At 61.1% G+C, this 16,480-nt stretch carries 14 protein-coding genes; 4 read left to right on the top strand and 10 right to left on the bottom strand.

Annotation, left to right across the window (positions count from 1 at the left end; genetic code table 11):
• Positions 1-132 precede the first annotated feature (132 nt).
• Both BLO49_RS17785 and dapB read left to right on the top strand, forming a co-directional pair.
• Positions 133-759 (top strand): class I SAM-dependent methyltransferase, encoded by a 627-nt coding sequence (locus BLO49_RS17785; RefSeq protein ID WP_090650929.1) that lies wholly within the window; start codon positions 133-135, stop codon positions 757-759.
• A 60-nt stretch (positions 760-819) separates the two neighbouring features.
• Positions 820-1,569, top strand: a complete 750-nt coding sequence (dapB, locus tag BLO49_RS17780) for a 4-hydroxy-tetrahydrodipicolinate reductase (RefSeq protein WP_090650928.1) — start codon at positions 820-822, stop codon at positions 1,567-1,569.
• A 96-nt stretch (positions 1,570-1,665) separates the two neighbouring features.
• Here the strand turns inward: dapB and BLO49_RS17775 are convergent, their stop codons facing one another.
• From BLO49_RS17775 to coaBC, 6 genes are all read right to left on the bottom strand, one after another.
• A complete protein-coding gene (locus tag BLO49_RS17775; RefSeq protein ID WP_090650926.1) occupies positions 1,666-2,010 on the bottom strand; it encodes a hypothetical protein in 345 nt (114 codons plus the stop codon).
• A gap of 117 nt (positions 2,011-2,127) precedes the next feature.
• Positions 2,128-2,484 (bottom strand): hypothetical protein, encoded by a 357-nt coding sequence (locus BLO49_RS17770; protein ID WP_090650925.1) that lies wholly within the window; start codon positions 2,482-2,484, stop codon positions 2,128-2,130.
• A gap of 222 nt (positions 2,485-2,706) precedes the next feature.
• Entirely contained in the window at positions 2,707-3,093 is a 387-nt protein-coding gene (locus BLO49_RS17765; RefSeq protein ID WP_090650923.1) for a DUF302 domain-containing protein, read from the bottom strand.
• Between the two features lie 72 nt (positions 3,094-3,165).
• Positions 3,166-3,648, bottom strand: coding sequence for a dUTP diphosphatase (gene dut / locus BLO49_RS17760; protein ID WP_090650922.1), 483 nt, complete (start codon positions 3,646-3,648; stop codon positions 3,166-3,168).
• Positions 3,649-3,746: 98 nt separating this feature from the next.
• Positions 3,747-5,645 (bottom strand): acyltransferase family protein, encoded by a 1,899-nt coding sequence (locus tag BLO49_RS17755; RefSeq protein WP_090650920.1) that lies wholly within the window; start codon positions 5,643-5,645, stop codon positions 3,747-3,749.
• Between the two features lie 83 nt (positions 5,646-5,728).
• Positions 5,729-6,934, bottom strand: a complete 1,206-nt coding sequence (gene coaBC / locus BLO49_RS17750; RefSeq protein ID WP_090650919.1) for a bifunctional phosphopantothenoylcysteine decarboxylase/phosphopantothenate--cysteine ligase CoaBC — start codon at positions 6,932-6,934, stop codon at positions 5,729-5,731.
• Between the two features lie 70 nt (positions 6,935-7,004).
• Between coaBC and BLO49_RS17745 the strand changes: the two genes are divergently transcribed.
• Entirely contained in the window at positions 7,005-7,610 is a 606-nt protein-coding gene (locus tag BLO49_RS17745; protein WP_090650917.1) for a hypothetical protein, read from the top strand.
• A 205-nt stretch (positions 7,611-7,815) separates the two neighbouring features.
• Here the strand turns inward: BLO49_RS17745 and ubiB are convergent, their stop codons facing one another.
• From ubiB to BLO49_RS17725, 4 genes are all read right to left on the bottom strand, one after another.
• A complete protein-coding gene (ubiB, locus tag BLO49_RS17740) occupies positions 7,816-9,318 on the bottom strand; it encodes a 2-polyprenylphenol 6-hydroxylase (RefSeq protein ID WP_415500724.1) in 1,503 nt (500 codons plus the stop codon).
• 13 nt (positions 9,319-9,331) lie between these two features.
• The gene (locus BLO49_RS17735; RefSeq protein WP_090650914.1) at positions 9,332-10,123 is read right to left on the bottom strand and encodes a class I SAM-dependent methyltransferase; all 792 of its coding nucleotides are present in this window, start codon (positions 10,121-10,123) and stop codon (positions 9,332-9,334) included.
• 158 nt (positions 10,124-10,281) lie between these two features.
• Entirely contained in the window at positions 10,282-10,656 is a 375-nt protein-coding gene (locus BLO49_RS17730) for a GxxExxY protein (RefSeq protein ID WP_090650913.1), read from the bottom strand.
• 73 nt (positions 10,657-10,729) lie between these two features.
• Positions 10,730-11,233, bottom strand: coding sequence for a response regulator (locus BLO49_RS17725; protein WP_245679091.1), 504 nt, complete (start codon positions 11,231-11,233; stop codon positions 10,730-10,732).
• 200 nt (positions 11,234-11,433) lie between these two features.
• On the opposite strand from BLO49_RS17725, the gene BLO49_RS17720 reads away from it, so the two are divergent.
• Positions 11,434-16,422 (top strand): alpha-2-macroglobulin family protein, encoded by a 4,989-nt coding sequence (locus BLO49_RS17720; RefSeq protein WP_090650911.1) that lies wholly within the window; start codon positions 11,434-11,436, stop codon positions 16,420-16,422.
• Positions 16,423-16,480: the final 58 nt, after the last annotated feature.

Raw genomic sequence — 16,480 nt, 5'->3', positions numbered from 1 at the left:
GGACACGGTCTGCCTACCGCTTCCAGCGCTGTCCACAAAAGAACAGATGGAAATAACTTACAAGGGGGACCGCGCCGAAGGCGTGGTGGTGGGGTTTCTTGCTTTCTTCCCCGCCATACGCCACACATCCCTATGCCCGATATCCGCGACTTCATCCTGAAAAACCTCAGTCTCGAATCCGCGCCGGGCCTGCCTGAAATCGTCCTCTATCGCGCCCATGCCGGCAGTCGGCTGTCACGGCTGGGGGACACACCGCCCTATTGGGCCTACCACTGGGCCGGAGGCACCGTGCTGGCGCGGTACGTTCTCGATCATCCGGAAATTGTGCGCGGTAAGTCCTTGATTGATCTGGGTTCCGGTTCCGGCGTGGTCGGGATCGCCGCGATGAAGGCTGGCGCAAAGGTAGTGACAGCCATTGATATCGATCCTTACGCAACCGCCGCCACGCTTTTGAATGCGCAGGCCAACGGTGTGAACCTCACGGCCTTTACCGGCGGACTGACCTCATCACCGCAAGCCGATCTGGTCCTGGCCGGTGATGTTTTTTATGACCCGGTATTGGCCGAAAAGATGTCGGGGTTTTTCAGCGAATGCGTCGCGGCGGGCATCGAGGTTCTGGTTGGTGATATGGGCCGCAAGCCCCTGCCGATTGAGCGGCTGGAACCGCTGGCGCAATATGAGGTGCCGGATTTCGGGCAGGCGCAGATGTTGAAAGCAAAAGTATTCAGCTTCAAAGGCAAGTGGTCACAGACCCCTTGACCCCTTAAGCCCTTGTGCCTATTCGGAAGGCAGACTTCCGAACAGGCACAAGGGTTTATCATGTCCGCTCCCCGTTTCGCCATAAATGGCGCCAAAGGCCGCATGGGCCAGGCCACCGCCCGCGTACTGGAAGCCGCCGGACACAACATTGCCGCGCGTTTCGACAAGGGTGACACCTTCGATCTGAGCGGCGCAGATATTGTTATCGATTTCTCGACGCCGGAAGCGACCCTGCACCTGGCTCAGGCTTGCGCTGCCGAGGGCGAGCGCCGTGGCGCGCCGATCGTTCAGGTCATCGGCGCCACCGGTTTCACGTCGGAACAGGAAGCCGCGCTCATGCCCTTTGCCGAAAAGGTGATCCTGCTCAAGTCCGGCAACTATTCGCTGGGGGTCAATATGATGATTGGCCTCTTGAAGCAGGCCAGCGCCCGCCTGAGCGCCGAAGACTGGGATATCGAGGTCACCGAAGCCCACCACAGGCGCAAGGTCGATGCGCCTTCCGGCACAGCCCTGATGCTGGGGGCTGCCGCGGCCGAGGGCCGGGGCGTCGATCTGGCTGAGGTGAAGGTGGCGGCGCGCGACGGCATCACCGGGGCTCGTCGTGCTGGCGATATCGGCTTTTCGGTTATTCGCGGTGGCGGCATCGTCGGTGAGCACAGCGTTCTCTTCGCCTCGGAAGATGAACTGATCACCTTCTCGCACTCCGCCCGCGACCGCACCCTGTTTGCGCGCGGCGCTATTCAGGCCGGCTTATGGGGCCGCAACCAAGTGCCCGGCCTGTATGATATGCAGGACGTTCTGGGCTTCTAACGTCCGAAGATTGTCTTCGGATAGGCCCCCACCACCCCTTCGCTACGCTCGCGGTTCCCCTCCCCATATATGGGGAGGTATAAGAAGGTAAGCTTATTAGTGCGCGCTTTTGGCGGCCCCAAGTTTCATGGCGGCTTTCAGGCTGCCCAACACGCCGATCATGCCGTAGGCGAAGACGAACAGCAGGAAAAGCTGAACAATAGCGCCGATGTGGCGGAAATCGGGATAGTTGGGCTGTCCGCCATTGACCAGCGGCAGGAAGATATTGAAGGCCATCACGATCAGCAGGGCCAGGCCGGCTTTCACCGCATACCTGTCGGACTTCGGCTGCAACAGGCCGATCACCATGGCCACGACCAAGATGGGCAGGGGATTGATGTCACCGAGCGCATTACGGAAACCATCGCTCAAAGCCACGAAGAAAGTCCAGATATCGTTCATAGGTATCCTCTATTTGAATAAGGGGTACGCTCCGCCGGGTATGAGGCGATACTGGATACTACCATGGTTAACGAAAAATCAAAAAACGATGTGTTTCGTGCTGCGTGAACTGGCCGGTCAGACCGGTTTATGGCCATTCGGTTTCGGAGCCATCATCAGCAGGGTCGTCTTGATCAGGCCCGTGAGGCGGATGATGACATAGCTTATGACCAGTAGCATGATCATCTGGAATTCGACCTCCAACTGGGTGAGGTCCGGCCAGATCGCCTGGTAGCCCATGGCCGTCGGCAACAGGGCGGTGACGATTACGGCGGGGATAACCGCCAGCAGGGCCAGCAGCCAGGCCGGACTGCGCTTGGGCTGGATCATGCCGAGGAACAGGCCGAAGATCAGAACAGGCAACGGGTTCAGGCCCACCAGTGCCGCCTGGATCGAATCCCCCATGGTCAGTAGGAATTGCGTGAAGTCACTCATACGATGACCCTTTCAAAAGCAGATGTTCAGAAAGCGATTAAGGCGTTAAGTCTGAACCTCTTTTGAGGCTGCGGTTCACGTCCCGTTCATGAGACGTCAGTTCGTATACGTATGATGATACACTGATCCGTTTCGCGTTTCACGCAAAATGGAAATGTGTGATGGCATGGTCACATTTGTATGTATTTTGGCGAGTGTTACTCGCTTGCCACGAGAAACAGCCTAGAGGCTGCTGATCATGGTTTGCAGGCGAGAGGTCACTTCGCCGGCAATCGGTTCCAGTGCAGCATTCTTTATGGCCGACATCGATTCCAGCGGGTTGACCGCCGAGACCTCGCTTTTTCCGCCGCCGATATCCTGAACCACGACATTGCAGGGCAGCATGGTGCCGATCTTGTTTTCGGCCTGCAGGGCACGATAGGCGAATTGCGGATTGCAGGCGCCCAGGATGACATAGGGCTTCATTTCGGCGCCGAGCTTGGCCTTCATGGTGGCGGCCACATCGATGGTGGTCAGGACGCCAAACCCCTGGTCCGCCAGGGCCTTCGTGGCGCGCGCCACGGCATCGTCAAACGGACAATCGAGGACTTTGGTGAAATGGTAGGTCATGACCGGCGCCTTTATGTGTGGACGCCGTCATTCTCCCGCAGAGGGCGCTGCCCGTCCAGACATTTTTCGCTATCAGCGGCCGGTCGAGCCGAAACCGCCTTCTCCGCGTTGGGTGGCTTCGAGGGTCTCCGGTGTTTCCCAGACAATGCGCGCATGTTGCGCCACGATCATCTGGGCAATGCGGTCGCCGCGCCGGATCACGAAATCTTCCGAGCCGAGATTGATCAGGATGACGCCGACCTCGCCGCGATAATCGCTGTCGATCGTGCCCGGCGTATTCAGGCAGGTGATGCCGAATTTCAGCGCCAGGCCGGACCGCGGGCGCACCTGCACCTCATAGCCCAGGGGCACGGACATTTTCAGGCCGGTGGGCACCAAAGCCCGCGCCATCGGCTTCAGCACCAGTTCTTCGCCCTCAGTAATGGCGGCGCGCAGATCCAGACCCGCTGAGCCTTCGGTTTCATAGGCCGGCAAGGCCAGGCCAACCGCGTGCGGCAACTGCACGACGTGAGCGGTGACTTCAGGGGAGGCTTCGGGCTTGGTATGGGCGTTCATGATCGGGCTCAAACAGGACGATCCTTGCAGGGTAGCCGCCCGGCGAAAGGTTAACAACCACGCCGCCAAACCATGCACAGGATTCGTGCGTCTGTGGATCAATCCGCCGATTGCATTTCCAGCGTGCGCTCGATTTCGTCGGCCAGCAGGCCGGCGCCGGCCAGGCTGAGGTGGCCGGCATTGAAATAGAGCACGCCTTCGCCGGACCGATAGACATGGCAGATGGTGTCGCAGAAGAGGGTGTCGGGGCGGATGGTCGTCATGTCGTTGGCGGCGGTGAAGCGGATAAATTCATCGCGGATATGGCCGCGCCGCTGCTCATAAACCGCGCGTGGCGTGCCGATGGTTTCCGGCGCGTGACCGGCGCGGGATTCGAGCGCCAGTTTCGACGGCGGATCATAGTCGAAGGTCGGGATCGGCGAGACGATGATCACCTGCTTGCCGGCCTCTTTCAGTTCCAGCGCCGTGTGCTCCATGCCTTTAATGGCATCGCGCGAAAAGGCGTCGTCATCGTGCAGATTGCCGACCAGGATGACGACCTGCATGTTTGGATCGGCCTTCATGGCGGCGAGCGTATCGATATTGTGCTGACGGCAGACGGCCCTGCGGCTGAGCGTGGCCGGGCAGCCCGACATGGTGATCGATTTCAGGCTCTGGCCCTTGGCGGTCAGGCGTTCACCCAGGGCCCTGGCCAGTTCGGCGCCGTGACTGTCGCCCCAGACGGCATAGCTGGCGGGTACATTGGCCGCGCCGTAGGTGCAGAGCTGGTCATAGTCGATCGGCCGGTCGGAGCGCATGTGGCATTTGTTGCGGTCGTGGTTGTAATCGTCCGTCGCGGCCAGATAAACGCGTTCCTGCGGTGAAAAGCGCTGCGGCAGGCCGCCGGCGTAATAGACGGTGAGGCAGACGGCGATGGAGGCCGCCATCATGGCGCCGCCCATGGCCCAGATGGGGACGGGGCGCTTTTGCGGCTGGTCTTTCAGGAAGGGGGTTTCGATATAGCGCCACGACAGCCAGGCCATGGCAAATGACAAGGCAAGCGCGGCGACAATGGCGAAGGGGGTATCCGGAAAGACAAAGCGGGCGAAGACCAGCAGCGGCCAGTGCCAGAGATAGAGCGAATAGGAGATGTCACCGACCCGAACCAGCGGCGGGATGGCCAGCCAGCGATTGGCCCAGCCCTGCGGGGAGACAAGAAGCGCGGCCGTGCCCAGGCAGGGCAGCAGGGCCAGCAGGCCGGGGAAGGCGGACTCCTCGTTGATGACGATAAAGCCGATGGCAATCAACGCCAGGCCGAGGACGCTTAAAATCCGCTGGGCCAGTACCGGCAGGGAGATATGGCGGTCGAGGCCGACGCACAGGGCGCCGATCAGCAGCTCGAAGGCGCGCGAGGTCGGGAAATAGAAGGACACTTCGGCATGGGCGGCCAGGCGGGTTTGGGAGAACCACAGCGACCAGAGCGCCAGCAGGCCAAGCACCGACCAGAGGAGGCGCTTGCCCCAACGATGCAAAGCGTAAAGGATTGGCGGAAACAGCAGGTAGAACTGTTCCTCGACGCCCAGCGACCAGGTGTGCAGCAGCGGTTTCAGTTCGGCCTGCAGGTCGAAATAGCCGGTCTCGCGCGCGAAGGCGAGATTGGACAGGAAGAGGGTGGTGAAGAACTGGGACTTGACCAGTTCCTTCAGCAGGGTGGGCGGAAAAAAGGCCAGACCCATGATGAGGGTGAAGGCCAGCACCGTGAACAGGGCCGGATAGAGCCGGCGGATACGGCGGCGGTAGAAATCGCGGATGGAAAAGCGCTTTTCCTCCATCGGCCGCAGCAGGACCTGGGTGATCAGGTAGCCGGAAAGGACGAAGAAGACATCGACGCCAGCAAACCCGCCCGGCAGGAGGACATGGCTGGCATGGAAAACGAGTACGGCCAGGACGGCGATGGCGCGCATACCCTGGATATCGGCGCGTTTGCCGTGCGTCGATGGGGTGTCTGCCAAGGTCATACGTCCAACTTGAAAAGATGCGGTCACGGCTTCGCCGCAATCGATACCCGATAAAGCGCGATTGTGAAACCGTGAACAGCCGGTCAGGCGATACGCTTTTGAATATAGGCGCTGAGGAAATCGGCGATATCGGCCTTGGTCATGCCGGCAATGGGGGTGAAGCCGTCGAGATCGACGAGGGTGGCCTGATTGTGCGCCGAGCCGAAAACGCCTTCGGACACATTATTGGCGACGATGGCGTCGCAGCCCTTGGATGCCAGCTTGGCATGGGCGTAGTCCTCCAGTTTCTGGGTCTCGGCAGCGAAGCCGATCACCAGACGCGGGCGCAGGTCCAGATGCTTGGAGACGGATTCGAGGATGTCCGGGTTCTTGACGAAGGTCACTGACAGTTCGTTATCCGCGGTCTTCTTCTGCTTCTCGGCGGCGATATCCTTCGCCCGCCAGTCGGCCACCGCGGCGACGCCCACGAACACATCGCAGGGCAATTGGGCATGGACGGCATCGAACATCTCCTGCGCGGTCTCGACATCGATACGGGTGACGCCGATGGGCGTGGGCAACGACACGGGACCGGAGATCAGGGTAACATCGGCGCCTTCGCGCGCCAGTTTCTGGGCGATGGCATAGCCCTGTTTGCCGGAGGAGCGGTTGGTCAGACCGCGTACCGGATCGAGCGGCTCAAAGGTCGGGCCGGCAGTGATGACGACTTTTTTCCCCGCGAGCGGGCCATCGACCCCGCCGGTGAGATGGAACTGGATGGCCGCCAATATGGCTTCCGGCTCGCTCATGCGGCCGAGGCCGAATTCACCGCAGGCCATATCGCCTTCGTCCGGGCCGGTGAAAAGCACGCCATCAGCCTTAAGGGTTTCCAGATTGCGCTGGGTGGCCGGATGGTGCCACATGCGGACATTCATGGCCGGGGCCAGCAGGACGCGCTTGTCAGTGGCCAGCAGAAGGGTCGAGGCCAGGTCATTGGCTAATCCTTGGGCCTGCTTGGCCATCATGTCGGCAGTGGCGGGGGCGACGACTACGAGGTCGGCCTGGCGTGACAGCATGATATGGCCCATCTCGGTCTCGTCGGTGAGATCGAACAGGTCGGTATAGACCTTGTCGCCGGAAAGGGCGGCGGCGGTTAGGGGGGTGATAAATTCGTGCGCGGCTTTGGTCAGCACGACGCGAACATCAAGTCCGGCCTTTTTGATAAGGCGGATCAGTTCCAGCGACTTATAGGCCGCGATACCGCCGCCGATGATCAGCAATATACGCTTGGAAACAGGCTGATCCGTCATGACGAGGTATCCTTTAACTTGCCGGCGGGTTGTGCCATAGGTGGGGTTGAGGGTGCAAGGGGGCAAGGCTATGCGGGCAATCTGGTTATCGGCTTTGCTTTTGCTGGGTGTAGTGGCCTGCGATGCCGGGCCGTCCGCTGTGCTGCCCGATGGCGCGGGCAAGGCGCCCGTCGAACAGGTTCAGCCCGCGAAGGCGCCAGGCTGGGCGCAGAAGAATGAGCAAAAGCCAGCTCAGGACATCGAAGAAGCCTCGATGCCGGTTATCGACGCGGCGCCGGTTCCTGGCGCGGCCCTGCCGATTGCGGCCCACCGCGCGACCATTACCGAAACGCGCTATGGCGACTGGCCGCTGTGGTCGAAGAACCGGAAATATTCCGCCGACGAGAACGCGCATTATCATTTTCAGAAGCATGGTCCGGAATTTTCGGCCAAGTCATACCCGGACTATATGGCGATGGTGCATGGCTTCATCCATAACCCGCCGGCCGGCACCGAGACCCTGAAGCGAACAAACGGCGACACGCTGTTTTACGATCCAAAGGGCAATGTGTTCGCGGTGATGACCAGGGCCGGTGCGCCGCGCACGATGTTCCGGCCGGATAATGGTGCGGCCTACTGGCGCCAGCAGAAGATTATAGAAAGTGAACGCCGCACGCCACGGCGCGATGGGTATTAAGTGAAGAGACGTCGCTGTCGTTACTCTTCCCCCTCTCCCTTTCTATAAGGGGAGAGGGCTGGGGTGAGGGGATGGCGACCGCGCAAGAACAGGGGTTGTTAATCCCTACCAAGTTTCGGCTGAGCGTGAGGAAGCAAGAACCCCCACCACCACGCCTTTCAGGCGCGGTCCCCCTCCCCAACAAGTGGGGAGGTACAAGAAAGGCCTACCGTACCGCCATCCAGATCAGCACGCCGAGCGAAATGACCGACACCGCCAGGGCAATCAGGCCGAAGGTGCGGCCCTGTTGCGCCACCAGTTGCAGGGCGGCCAGTTCGACGGTCTGGCGGGTATCGGCGCCTTCCTCTTCCTCGCTGCGCAGGCGGCTGATCAGGCGTTCGGCGATCTGGCGGGCCTGTGCGACCGGTGACAATTCGCGCGATATCCATGACTGCACTACGGGTCGCGCGGCTTCCCACAGGTCGTGTTCGGGATAGATGCGGCGGGCCACGCCTTCGACCGACACCATGGTTTTTTGCAGCAACACCAGTTCGGGGCGCAGGTGCATGTCGAACTGGGCGGTGATATCGAACAGTTGTGTCAGCAGACGGCCCATGGAGACTTCGGTGGCCTTCTGGCCCAGCACCGGCTCGCCGACCGCGCGCAGGGCCTGGGCGAAACTATCGACATTATGGTGGCGCGGTACATAGCCGGCCTCGAAATGGACCTCGGCCACGCGCTTGTAATCGCGGCGCAGGAAGCCCCACAGCATTTCCGCCAGATAGCGGCGCTCCTTGGGGCGCAGGCGGCCGATAATGCCGAAATCGATGGCGGTCAGTTGCGCCGGCGCCGTGACAAACAGGTTGCCTTCGTGCAGGTCGGCATGGAAGGCGCCGTGATCGAGTGCCTGGGAAAGAAACGCGCGGATCAGGTTATCGGCCAGTTCTTTATGCTGCAAACCCGGCAGGCTGAGGGCTTCCGGGCGGCTGAGAGGGGTGCCGGGTGCCCATTCGGTGACCAGCACGCGGCGCGAGACCTGGTGCCAGACGACCTTGGGCGCCTTCATCCACGGCTCTTCGTTGATCGTCTTGCCGATCTCGTCGCATGCCGAGGCTTCCAGCCGCAGGTCGAGTTCGAGCAGCAGGGATTGCGCCACCGTGCTGACAAAGGCCACTGGTTCCAGGCGGCGGGCGGAGGGGAAGAAAAAGGCGATGATCTTGGCCGACAAGGTCATCATGGCGATATCGGCGGCGACCACAGCTTCGATATCCGGACGCAGGATCTTGACCGCCACCTTGCGGCCATCGAGCAGGACCGCCTCATGCGCCTGGGCGATGGAGGCCGAGCCCAGCACTGCCCCAAATTCGGAGAAGATGGCGTCGACCGGTTTGCCGAGCGATTCCTCGACGCTGGCCAGAGCGACCTCGCGCGGGAAGGGCGGCAGGTTGTCCTTCAGGTGTGACAGGTCATTGATGAACGCCTTGCCGAAGATATCGCCGCGCGTGGACAACACCTGACCGAGCTTGATGAAGGCCGGGCCCAGTTGCTGGAAGGCGACGGCATAGCGCTCGCCGGGGCGCAAATTCGTTTTCTTCGCAAAAATGCTGCGCAGCAAACCTATGCCCAGGCGCGGCACCGGCGGCAGCAGGTGCGCCGTTTCCTTTGGCAGCAGGGCGTCGTAACGCAGCAGGATAAACCCGGTGCGGAACATGCGCGTCCATGTATTCAAGCTTGCCAAGCGCTTATGCCCAGCCCTCGTGCAGGGCGCAGACCCCGCCGGAATAGTTGGTGTAGCGGGCATTGCGGAAGCCGGCTTTTTCGATCATGCCCTTGAAGGTGTCCTGATCGGGGAAGCGCTGGATGCTTTCCACCAGATACTGATAGCTGTCGCGGTCCTTGGCCACTAGTTCGCCCATGAAGGGGATGACCTTGAAGGAGTAGGTCTCGTAAATCTTCGAGATCACCGACGAGGTCGGGTGCGAGAATTCGAGGCAGAAGAAACGGCCGCCGGGTTTCAGCACGCGTTTGGCTTCATTCAGCGCCACCTGCACATCGGCGACATTACGGATGCCGAAGGAGATGATGTAGGCGTCGATGGTGTTATCTTCGATCGCCAGATTCATGGCGTCGCCGACCGACCACGAGATTTCCGGCTCGTCGAGATGCTGGCGTTGCGATTTCTCGCGGCCGGCCATGATCATGGCTTCGTTATAATCGATGATGCGGATCTCGGCGTCTTTTGCCGCATAGCCGCGCGCGATACGGCGGGCCTTGGCGGCGCGCGCCAGCTTCGCCAGGCGGCGAGCGATATCGCCGGTGCCGCCGGCGCAATCGATGATCACCTCGCCCGGTTGCGGATTGAGACGGGCGCAGGCCGCGTCTTTCCACAGGTGATGCACCCCGCCCGACATGACATCGTTCATCAGGTCGTAGTTCGAGGCGACGTTTTTGAACACATCATGGACCATCGCCACCTTTTCACGGGCGTCGACATCCTTGAAACCAAAAGGGGAGGTGCTGGCGGATTGGGTCATGACGGGCCTTGTAGCCCGAAACCGGTAAATTTGCGAAGGGGAAAAGTGGTTAAGTGTGCAATGCGGCAGCGGCAAATCGCCGCCTTGGGTAAAAGCAAGGAAGGGGCTATCCACAGATTACACAGATTGCACAGATTTTTTGGGTGTGGAACTGATGCTCACAATGCCAGTCGCTTGTGCTGGAGGCTGGCAGTGCCAAAATTTAAGAGAAGCGCACGCGGCAATTGTGATGCCTTGAGGTAATTTATGACCTGGGCTTCTTCATTAGAAGAAAGCGCGGCAAGGGCTTTCAGTTCCAATAAAACCCTGTCAAAGCAAATGAAATCGACACGAAAGCTGCAAGGCAGCACATTGTCCTTGTAAACTATGGGTAATGCCGCTTCGCGGCGAAAAGGAATACCCCGTGCGGCAAGCTCGAGGGCCAGAGCCTCATGATAAACGGATTCAAGAAACCCGCATCCGAGCGTGCGATGCACTTCCATCGCGGCGCCGATAATCGTGTAGGTTTCCGGATCACGTATATCAGCGGTCATGTCTCAAAAATCTGTGAAATCTGTGAAATCTGTGTAATCTGTGGATCACTTTTCTTCACTGACCTTGGCCCTTCTACATCTTGCCGTCGGCCTTGTCGGCGATGCGACGGAAGGGGCCTTTGAAATCCGGCTGGACCTTACGGCGGCGGTCGGGGCCGACATAGTTGGCCGATTTCACCCAACCGCGTTCGTTGTTGATCACGCTTTTCAGGCGGTCGATCAGGGCGCGGGCGGTCAGCGGCTTGGCGACGAACTCATTGACGCCGGCATCACGCGCCTCGATGACGCGACGGCGGTCGGTATGGCCGGTCATCATGATGATCGGCACATAAGGGTGCGGGCTGTCGACGCCGCGGCGGATCAGCTTGGTGAATTCGATGCCGTCGATGGTTTCCATCATCAGGTCGAGGATGATGACATCCGGCCGCCAGTCACGCACGATTTCCAGCGCTTCGGCGCCATCGGAGGCTTCGCGGATCAGGGTGATACCCATGGAGCGCAGCATGGTGCTGACGATCACCCGCATATAGTGGTTATCATCGACCACCAGCACCATAACGCGTGCAAACTGACTCAAGGCGCGATTCTCCAGGGCTCCGGCCTGCCGTTCAGCGGTGCTTGATATAGCCCGCGCGCCGTTCGGCAAACCCTTGGCGGGAATCACTAGCCTTATTTGCGAATTTCACAAACTAAAGATTGATCTTTCCCGGATTCTGATCTTGATTCGCGTTTACGAATAAATTGCGCGCGTCAGCGCTTCCGAGGCGGGGAAACACCATGATCGACTGGCATAACCGAACCCTCATCGCAGGCGCTGCGGCGGTATTGATTGCCGGGTTCGGCATCGGTTTCCTCACCGATCATGCGATCAGCAGCGGTGCCCGGCAAAAGGCGGCCAGCGCCACGGCCGAGGTGGGCCAGCCGGCGACGGGCTTGTTCGGAAAGGTGCGCGATAAAAACGCGCCGCGCGCCGGTGACCGCAAGCCGGACGGTTTTGCCGTATGGAAGCAGAACCTCGATACCTCCGGCAATGCGCCGAAAGCCTGCGTGCAGTTTTCCAAACCGCTTGATCCGGCCAAGCCCTATGGCGACTATGTCGTCGTCTCGCCCGCCCTGCCGTCGGCGCCAGCGATTTCGGTCAAGGATGACACCCTGTGCGTCTCCGGCTTCGGCTTTACCGATCGCCGCGTGACCCTGTTGAAGGGCCTGCCGGCGAAGGGCAGCGACCAGCTCAAGGCCAATGCCGATCTCGATTTCACCTTTGGCGAGAAGCCACCCTATGTCGGGTTTGCCGGCAATGGCGTCATCCTGCCGCGTGAGGAAGCCGATGGCGTGGCGGTGGAGACGGTCAATGTCTCGACGCTTGCCTTCGAGGTCTGGCACGTCTCTGACCGCAACCTGGTGAGGAAGTCGGTTTCAGCGCCTGATCCGGTGGCGGAAGGCGAATATGATTATTCTTACGGCGACGATTCCGCCGACGATATCGGTGTAAAGATCTGGACCGGCAAGGTCGCGGTCAAGCCTGGTAATGGCGAGCGCGTCACCACGGTGTTTCCACTGGGCGCGGTATTGAAAACGCTGAAGGCCGGGGCCTATGTCGTCAAGGTACGCGATGCCTCCGGCGGCCGTGACAAGAATGAAAACGACGAGCCGGCCCAGGCCCGTCGCTGGATTCTCTATACTGATATGGCCCTGACCACCTACAAGGGCCAAAGCGGCCTCGATGTCGTGGTGCGATCGCTGAAGACCGCCAAGCCGCTGGCCGGGGTCAGGGTCGATCTGGTGGCCACCAATGGCGATACACTGGGCGAGGTGAAGTCCGGCGTCGATGGTCGGGCCACCTTTGCGGGGGCGCTGCTCAAGGGCAAGGACGCTCTGACACCGAAGATGGTCATGGCCTATGGCGCGGGTGATGATTTCACGGCGTCCGATCTCGACCGCTCGCCGATGGACCTGACCTCGCATGGTGTCGGTGGCCGCAGCGAGGACAGTGAGGCCGGCGACGGCCGCACGGCGACCATGGGTGTCGATTCCTACATGTACAGCGACCGCGGCATTTATCGGCCGGGCGAGGCGGTGCATGTCGTTGCCATGATCCGCGATCCGGAAGGCCGGGTCATCAAGGACCGCAAGGGCGCCATCATCATCACGCGGCCGAGCGGGGTGGAAGCCTATCGCCTGGTCTTCGACAAGACGCCGATGGGCTATGCCGGGGCCAATGTCACCCTGCCGAAGACGGCGCCGCGCGGGCAATGGTCGGCGCGGGTCGAGCTGGAAGGCATGGATGATCCGGCGGGCAATACCTCTTTCGCCGTGGAGGATTTCGCGCCACAGCGCCTGGCGGTCGATATCAAGGCCGATGCGAACAGGCCGCTGATGAGCGCGACGGAATCTCGTCCGGTAACGGTGGCGGCGCGCTATCTCTATGGCGCCATCGCTTCGGGTTTGCAGGTGACGGGTGAGGCGCGCATCCGTGCTGATGGCAATCCGTTCCCGAAATTCGCCGATTATCGTTTCGGTGACGAAACCAAGCCTTATGAAGAGAAATATGTCGACCTGCCGGCCACGACGACGGACGGCCAGGGCAATGCGCTGTTCCCGTTCGATGCTTCGCTGGCGGGCGACACCACGGAGCCGCTGACCGTGCTTTTGACCGCTTCGGTCTTCGAGCCGGGCGGGCGCCCGGTGCGCGAAAGCCAGACCCTGCGCATCAAGACCGCACCGCTCTATCTCGGCGTCAAGGTCGATCAGAAGGATGGTTCGTGGCGTGATGCGCCGCGCATGGCCTTCAATATTGTGGGCCTGACCCCGCAGGGCGACAAGCGCGCCGTCAAAGGCGTGACGGTCAAGCTGATCTCGGAAGTCTGGGACTACGACTGGTATATTTCGGACGGCAAGTGGAACTGGCGCTCGACCCACCGCGACGTGCTGGTGTCGTCGAAAAATTACGACCTGAACGCCAATACCGGCGCCACCTTCGAGCGTAATCTCGACTGGGGTGACTACCGGCTTGAGGTCGAAGTGCCGGGACAGGCGAAAACCGTGACGCGCTTCTCCTCCGGCTGGGGTTCGACGCAAAAGGGCACGGATGCGCCGGATTTTGTGCGCATCACCGCCGGCAGCAAGAGCTATAACCAGGGCGATACGGTCGAGGTGACACTGAAAGGCCCCTACAAGGGCGAGGCGCAGATTGCCGTCGCTACCGACCATGTGATTGAGATGAAGACCGTTTCGATTGGCGAGGGCGGCACAACGGTGCGTCTGAAATCGACGGCGGAATGGGGCGGTGGGGCCTATATCATGGCCAGCGTCATGCAGCCGCGCGATCCGGTCAATGCCTCGAAGCCGCGTCGCGCCATCGGCCTGATCTATGTGCCGCTCGATCCGAAATCGCGCAAGCTGGGCGTCAAGATCCTGGCCTCCGACCAGCCGCAGCGCCCGCAGACCGATGTGAACGGCCACAATTTCATCGACGTGCCGATCCAGGTGTCCGGTGTGAAACTGGGCGATCGTGCCAAGGTCAGCGTAGCCGTGGTCGATCAGGGCATCCTCAACCTGACCAAGTTCAAGTCGCCCGACCCGGCCGGCTGGTATTTCGGCAAGCGCGCGCTCGGCGTCGATTATAATGACGACTACGGCCGCCTGCTCGATCCGAACCTGGCGGCCGCGGCGCCCACTTTCGGCGGTGATCAGCTCGGCGGCGAGGGTCTGACCACGACGCCGATCCGCACCATCGCGCTGTGGTCTGGCGTGGTCCAGACCACGCTCGACGGCAAGGCGTATGTGCGTTTGCCGATCGAGAAGTTCAATGGCGAACTGCGCGTCATGGCCGTGGCCTGGACCGATGATGCCGTAGGCTCGGTCGATGGCCGTATGATCATCCGTGAGCCGGTGGTGGCCGATCTCGCCCTGCCGCGTTTCCTGGCGCCGGGCGATACCGCCTACGCCACCCTGCAACTCGATAATACCGACGGCAAGCCGGGCCTCTATACGGCTATCGTCAAGGGTATCAAGGGTCTGGTTCTGGTTTTCCAGAAGGTGTTCAACCTCAATCATGGCCAGCAGGCGATCGAAACGATCCAGATGAAAGCGCCGAACACCACCGGTGTCTCGACCGTCCAGATCGGGCTGAGCGGCCAGGGTTACAGCTTCAATGACAGCTTCAACCTGCAAACGCGCAATGGCTGGGGACCGCAAACGCGCGTCGCCACCGCGTCGCAAAAGGTCAATGAAAGCTGGGCGCCCGATGCGTCTCTGCTGGCCGGTTTGCAACCCGGTTCGGTGACGGTGGAGGTGTCGTACTCGCCCTTCCGTAATATCGATCCGGCGCCTTTGGCGGCCAATCTCGCCAAATATCCTTACGGGTGCACCGAACAGGTGACCTCGGTGGCCATGCCGTGGCTGTTTGTCTCGGAATCGCTGGTCGGCAAGCAGGCCGCGAAGCCTGGCGTCAATGCGCTGAAGATCGCGGTCGACAAGATCCTTGACCGCCAGTCGGAAGACGGCGCCTTTGGCCTATGGCGGCCGGGTGATGGCCAGGCGGATGGCTTTATCGGCGCCTATGCCACCGATTTCCTGCTCGAAGCGCGGGCCCGCGGCGCCTATGTGCCGCAGGAAGCCATCGACAAGTCGTTGAACGCCATGCGCGCCATGTCACGGCCGGATGGTTATGCCAATGTCAATTACCGCCTGAGTGTGCCGTCCTACTGGAACTGGTTCGGCGTTTCCGGTGAGCAACTGACCAAACAGTTGCGTTCACGGGCCTCGGCCTATGCGCTTTATGTGCTGGCCAAGGGCAAGTCCGGTGATCTGGCGCGCCTGCGCTGGTATCATGATGTCCAGTTCCGGGAAGAGAAGTCGCCGCTGGCCCGTGCGCAGATCGCCGCCGGTCTGGTGATGATGGGGGATCGTTCGCGCGGCCGTCTGGCCTTCAATGAGGCCATCCAGTCGCTGGGCTATTCCGATCCGAACGACTGGTACCAGACGCCGCTGCGCGATCTGGCGGGTGTTATTGCGCTCGCCTATGAGTCGGGCGAGGACGATATCGCCCGCTCGCTCAGCCAGCGCCTGGAAAACGCCATGAAGTCGCCGGCGCAGATGAACACCATCGAAAGTGCCTATGTGCTCAAGGCGGCCTCCTACATGCTGAAAGCGTCTGGTCCGCTGAAGATCAACGCGCAGGGCGTCAATACCCTGCCGGCGGGGATGAATGTCCAGCGCTTCGGCGTGGGGCAACTGGCCGGTGCCAGCGTGAAGAACGGTGGCTCGGGTCCGGTGTGGCGGACGGTGACGGTGATCGGTACGCCGGTTTCGGCGCCTGGGGCTGAAAGCCATGGCCTGAACCTGGTCAAGACCTACTATAATCTGGATGGCTCGCGCCTTGATCCGTCTCATATCACGCAAGGCCAGAAGGTGCTGGTGGTCATCTCCGGCCGCTCCGACCGCACCGAACTGCGGCCGATCGTGGTCGATGATCCGCTGCCGGCGGGCTTCGAGATCGAGTCAACGCTCACCAATGAGGACGCCGAAAACGGACCGTTCCGCTTTATCGGCAAGCTGACCGATCTCAAGGTCTCGGAGGCGCGTGATGACCGCTTTATCGCCGCGCTCGATGTGTCGTCGTCCGACAGCTTCAGCATGGCCTATATCGCGCGGGCCGTAACGCAGGGTGACTTCTATCTGCCAGGGGCCGAGGCCAAGGACTTCTATCGTCCGGATACCTTCGCCCGCACGCAAGGCAGCCGTACGGTGATCAGCGCAAGATAGTGATGATTTTTACGCATCGTCCCTTGATCCTCCCCTGCGAAGCGGGGGAGGTGGCGCG

The organism is Asticcacaulis taihuensis (genome assembly GCF_900100255.1).
Classification (GTDB): Bacteria; Pseudomonadota; Alphaproteobacteria; order Caulobacterales; family Caulobacteraceae; genus Asticcacaulis; species Asticcacaulis taihuensis.
This window is presented reverse-complemented; position numbering and strand designations above follow the sequence as displayed.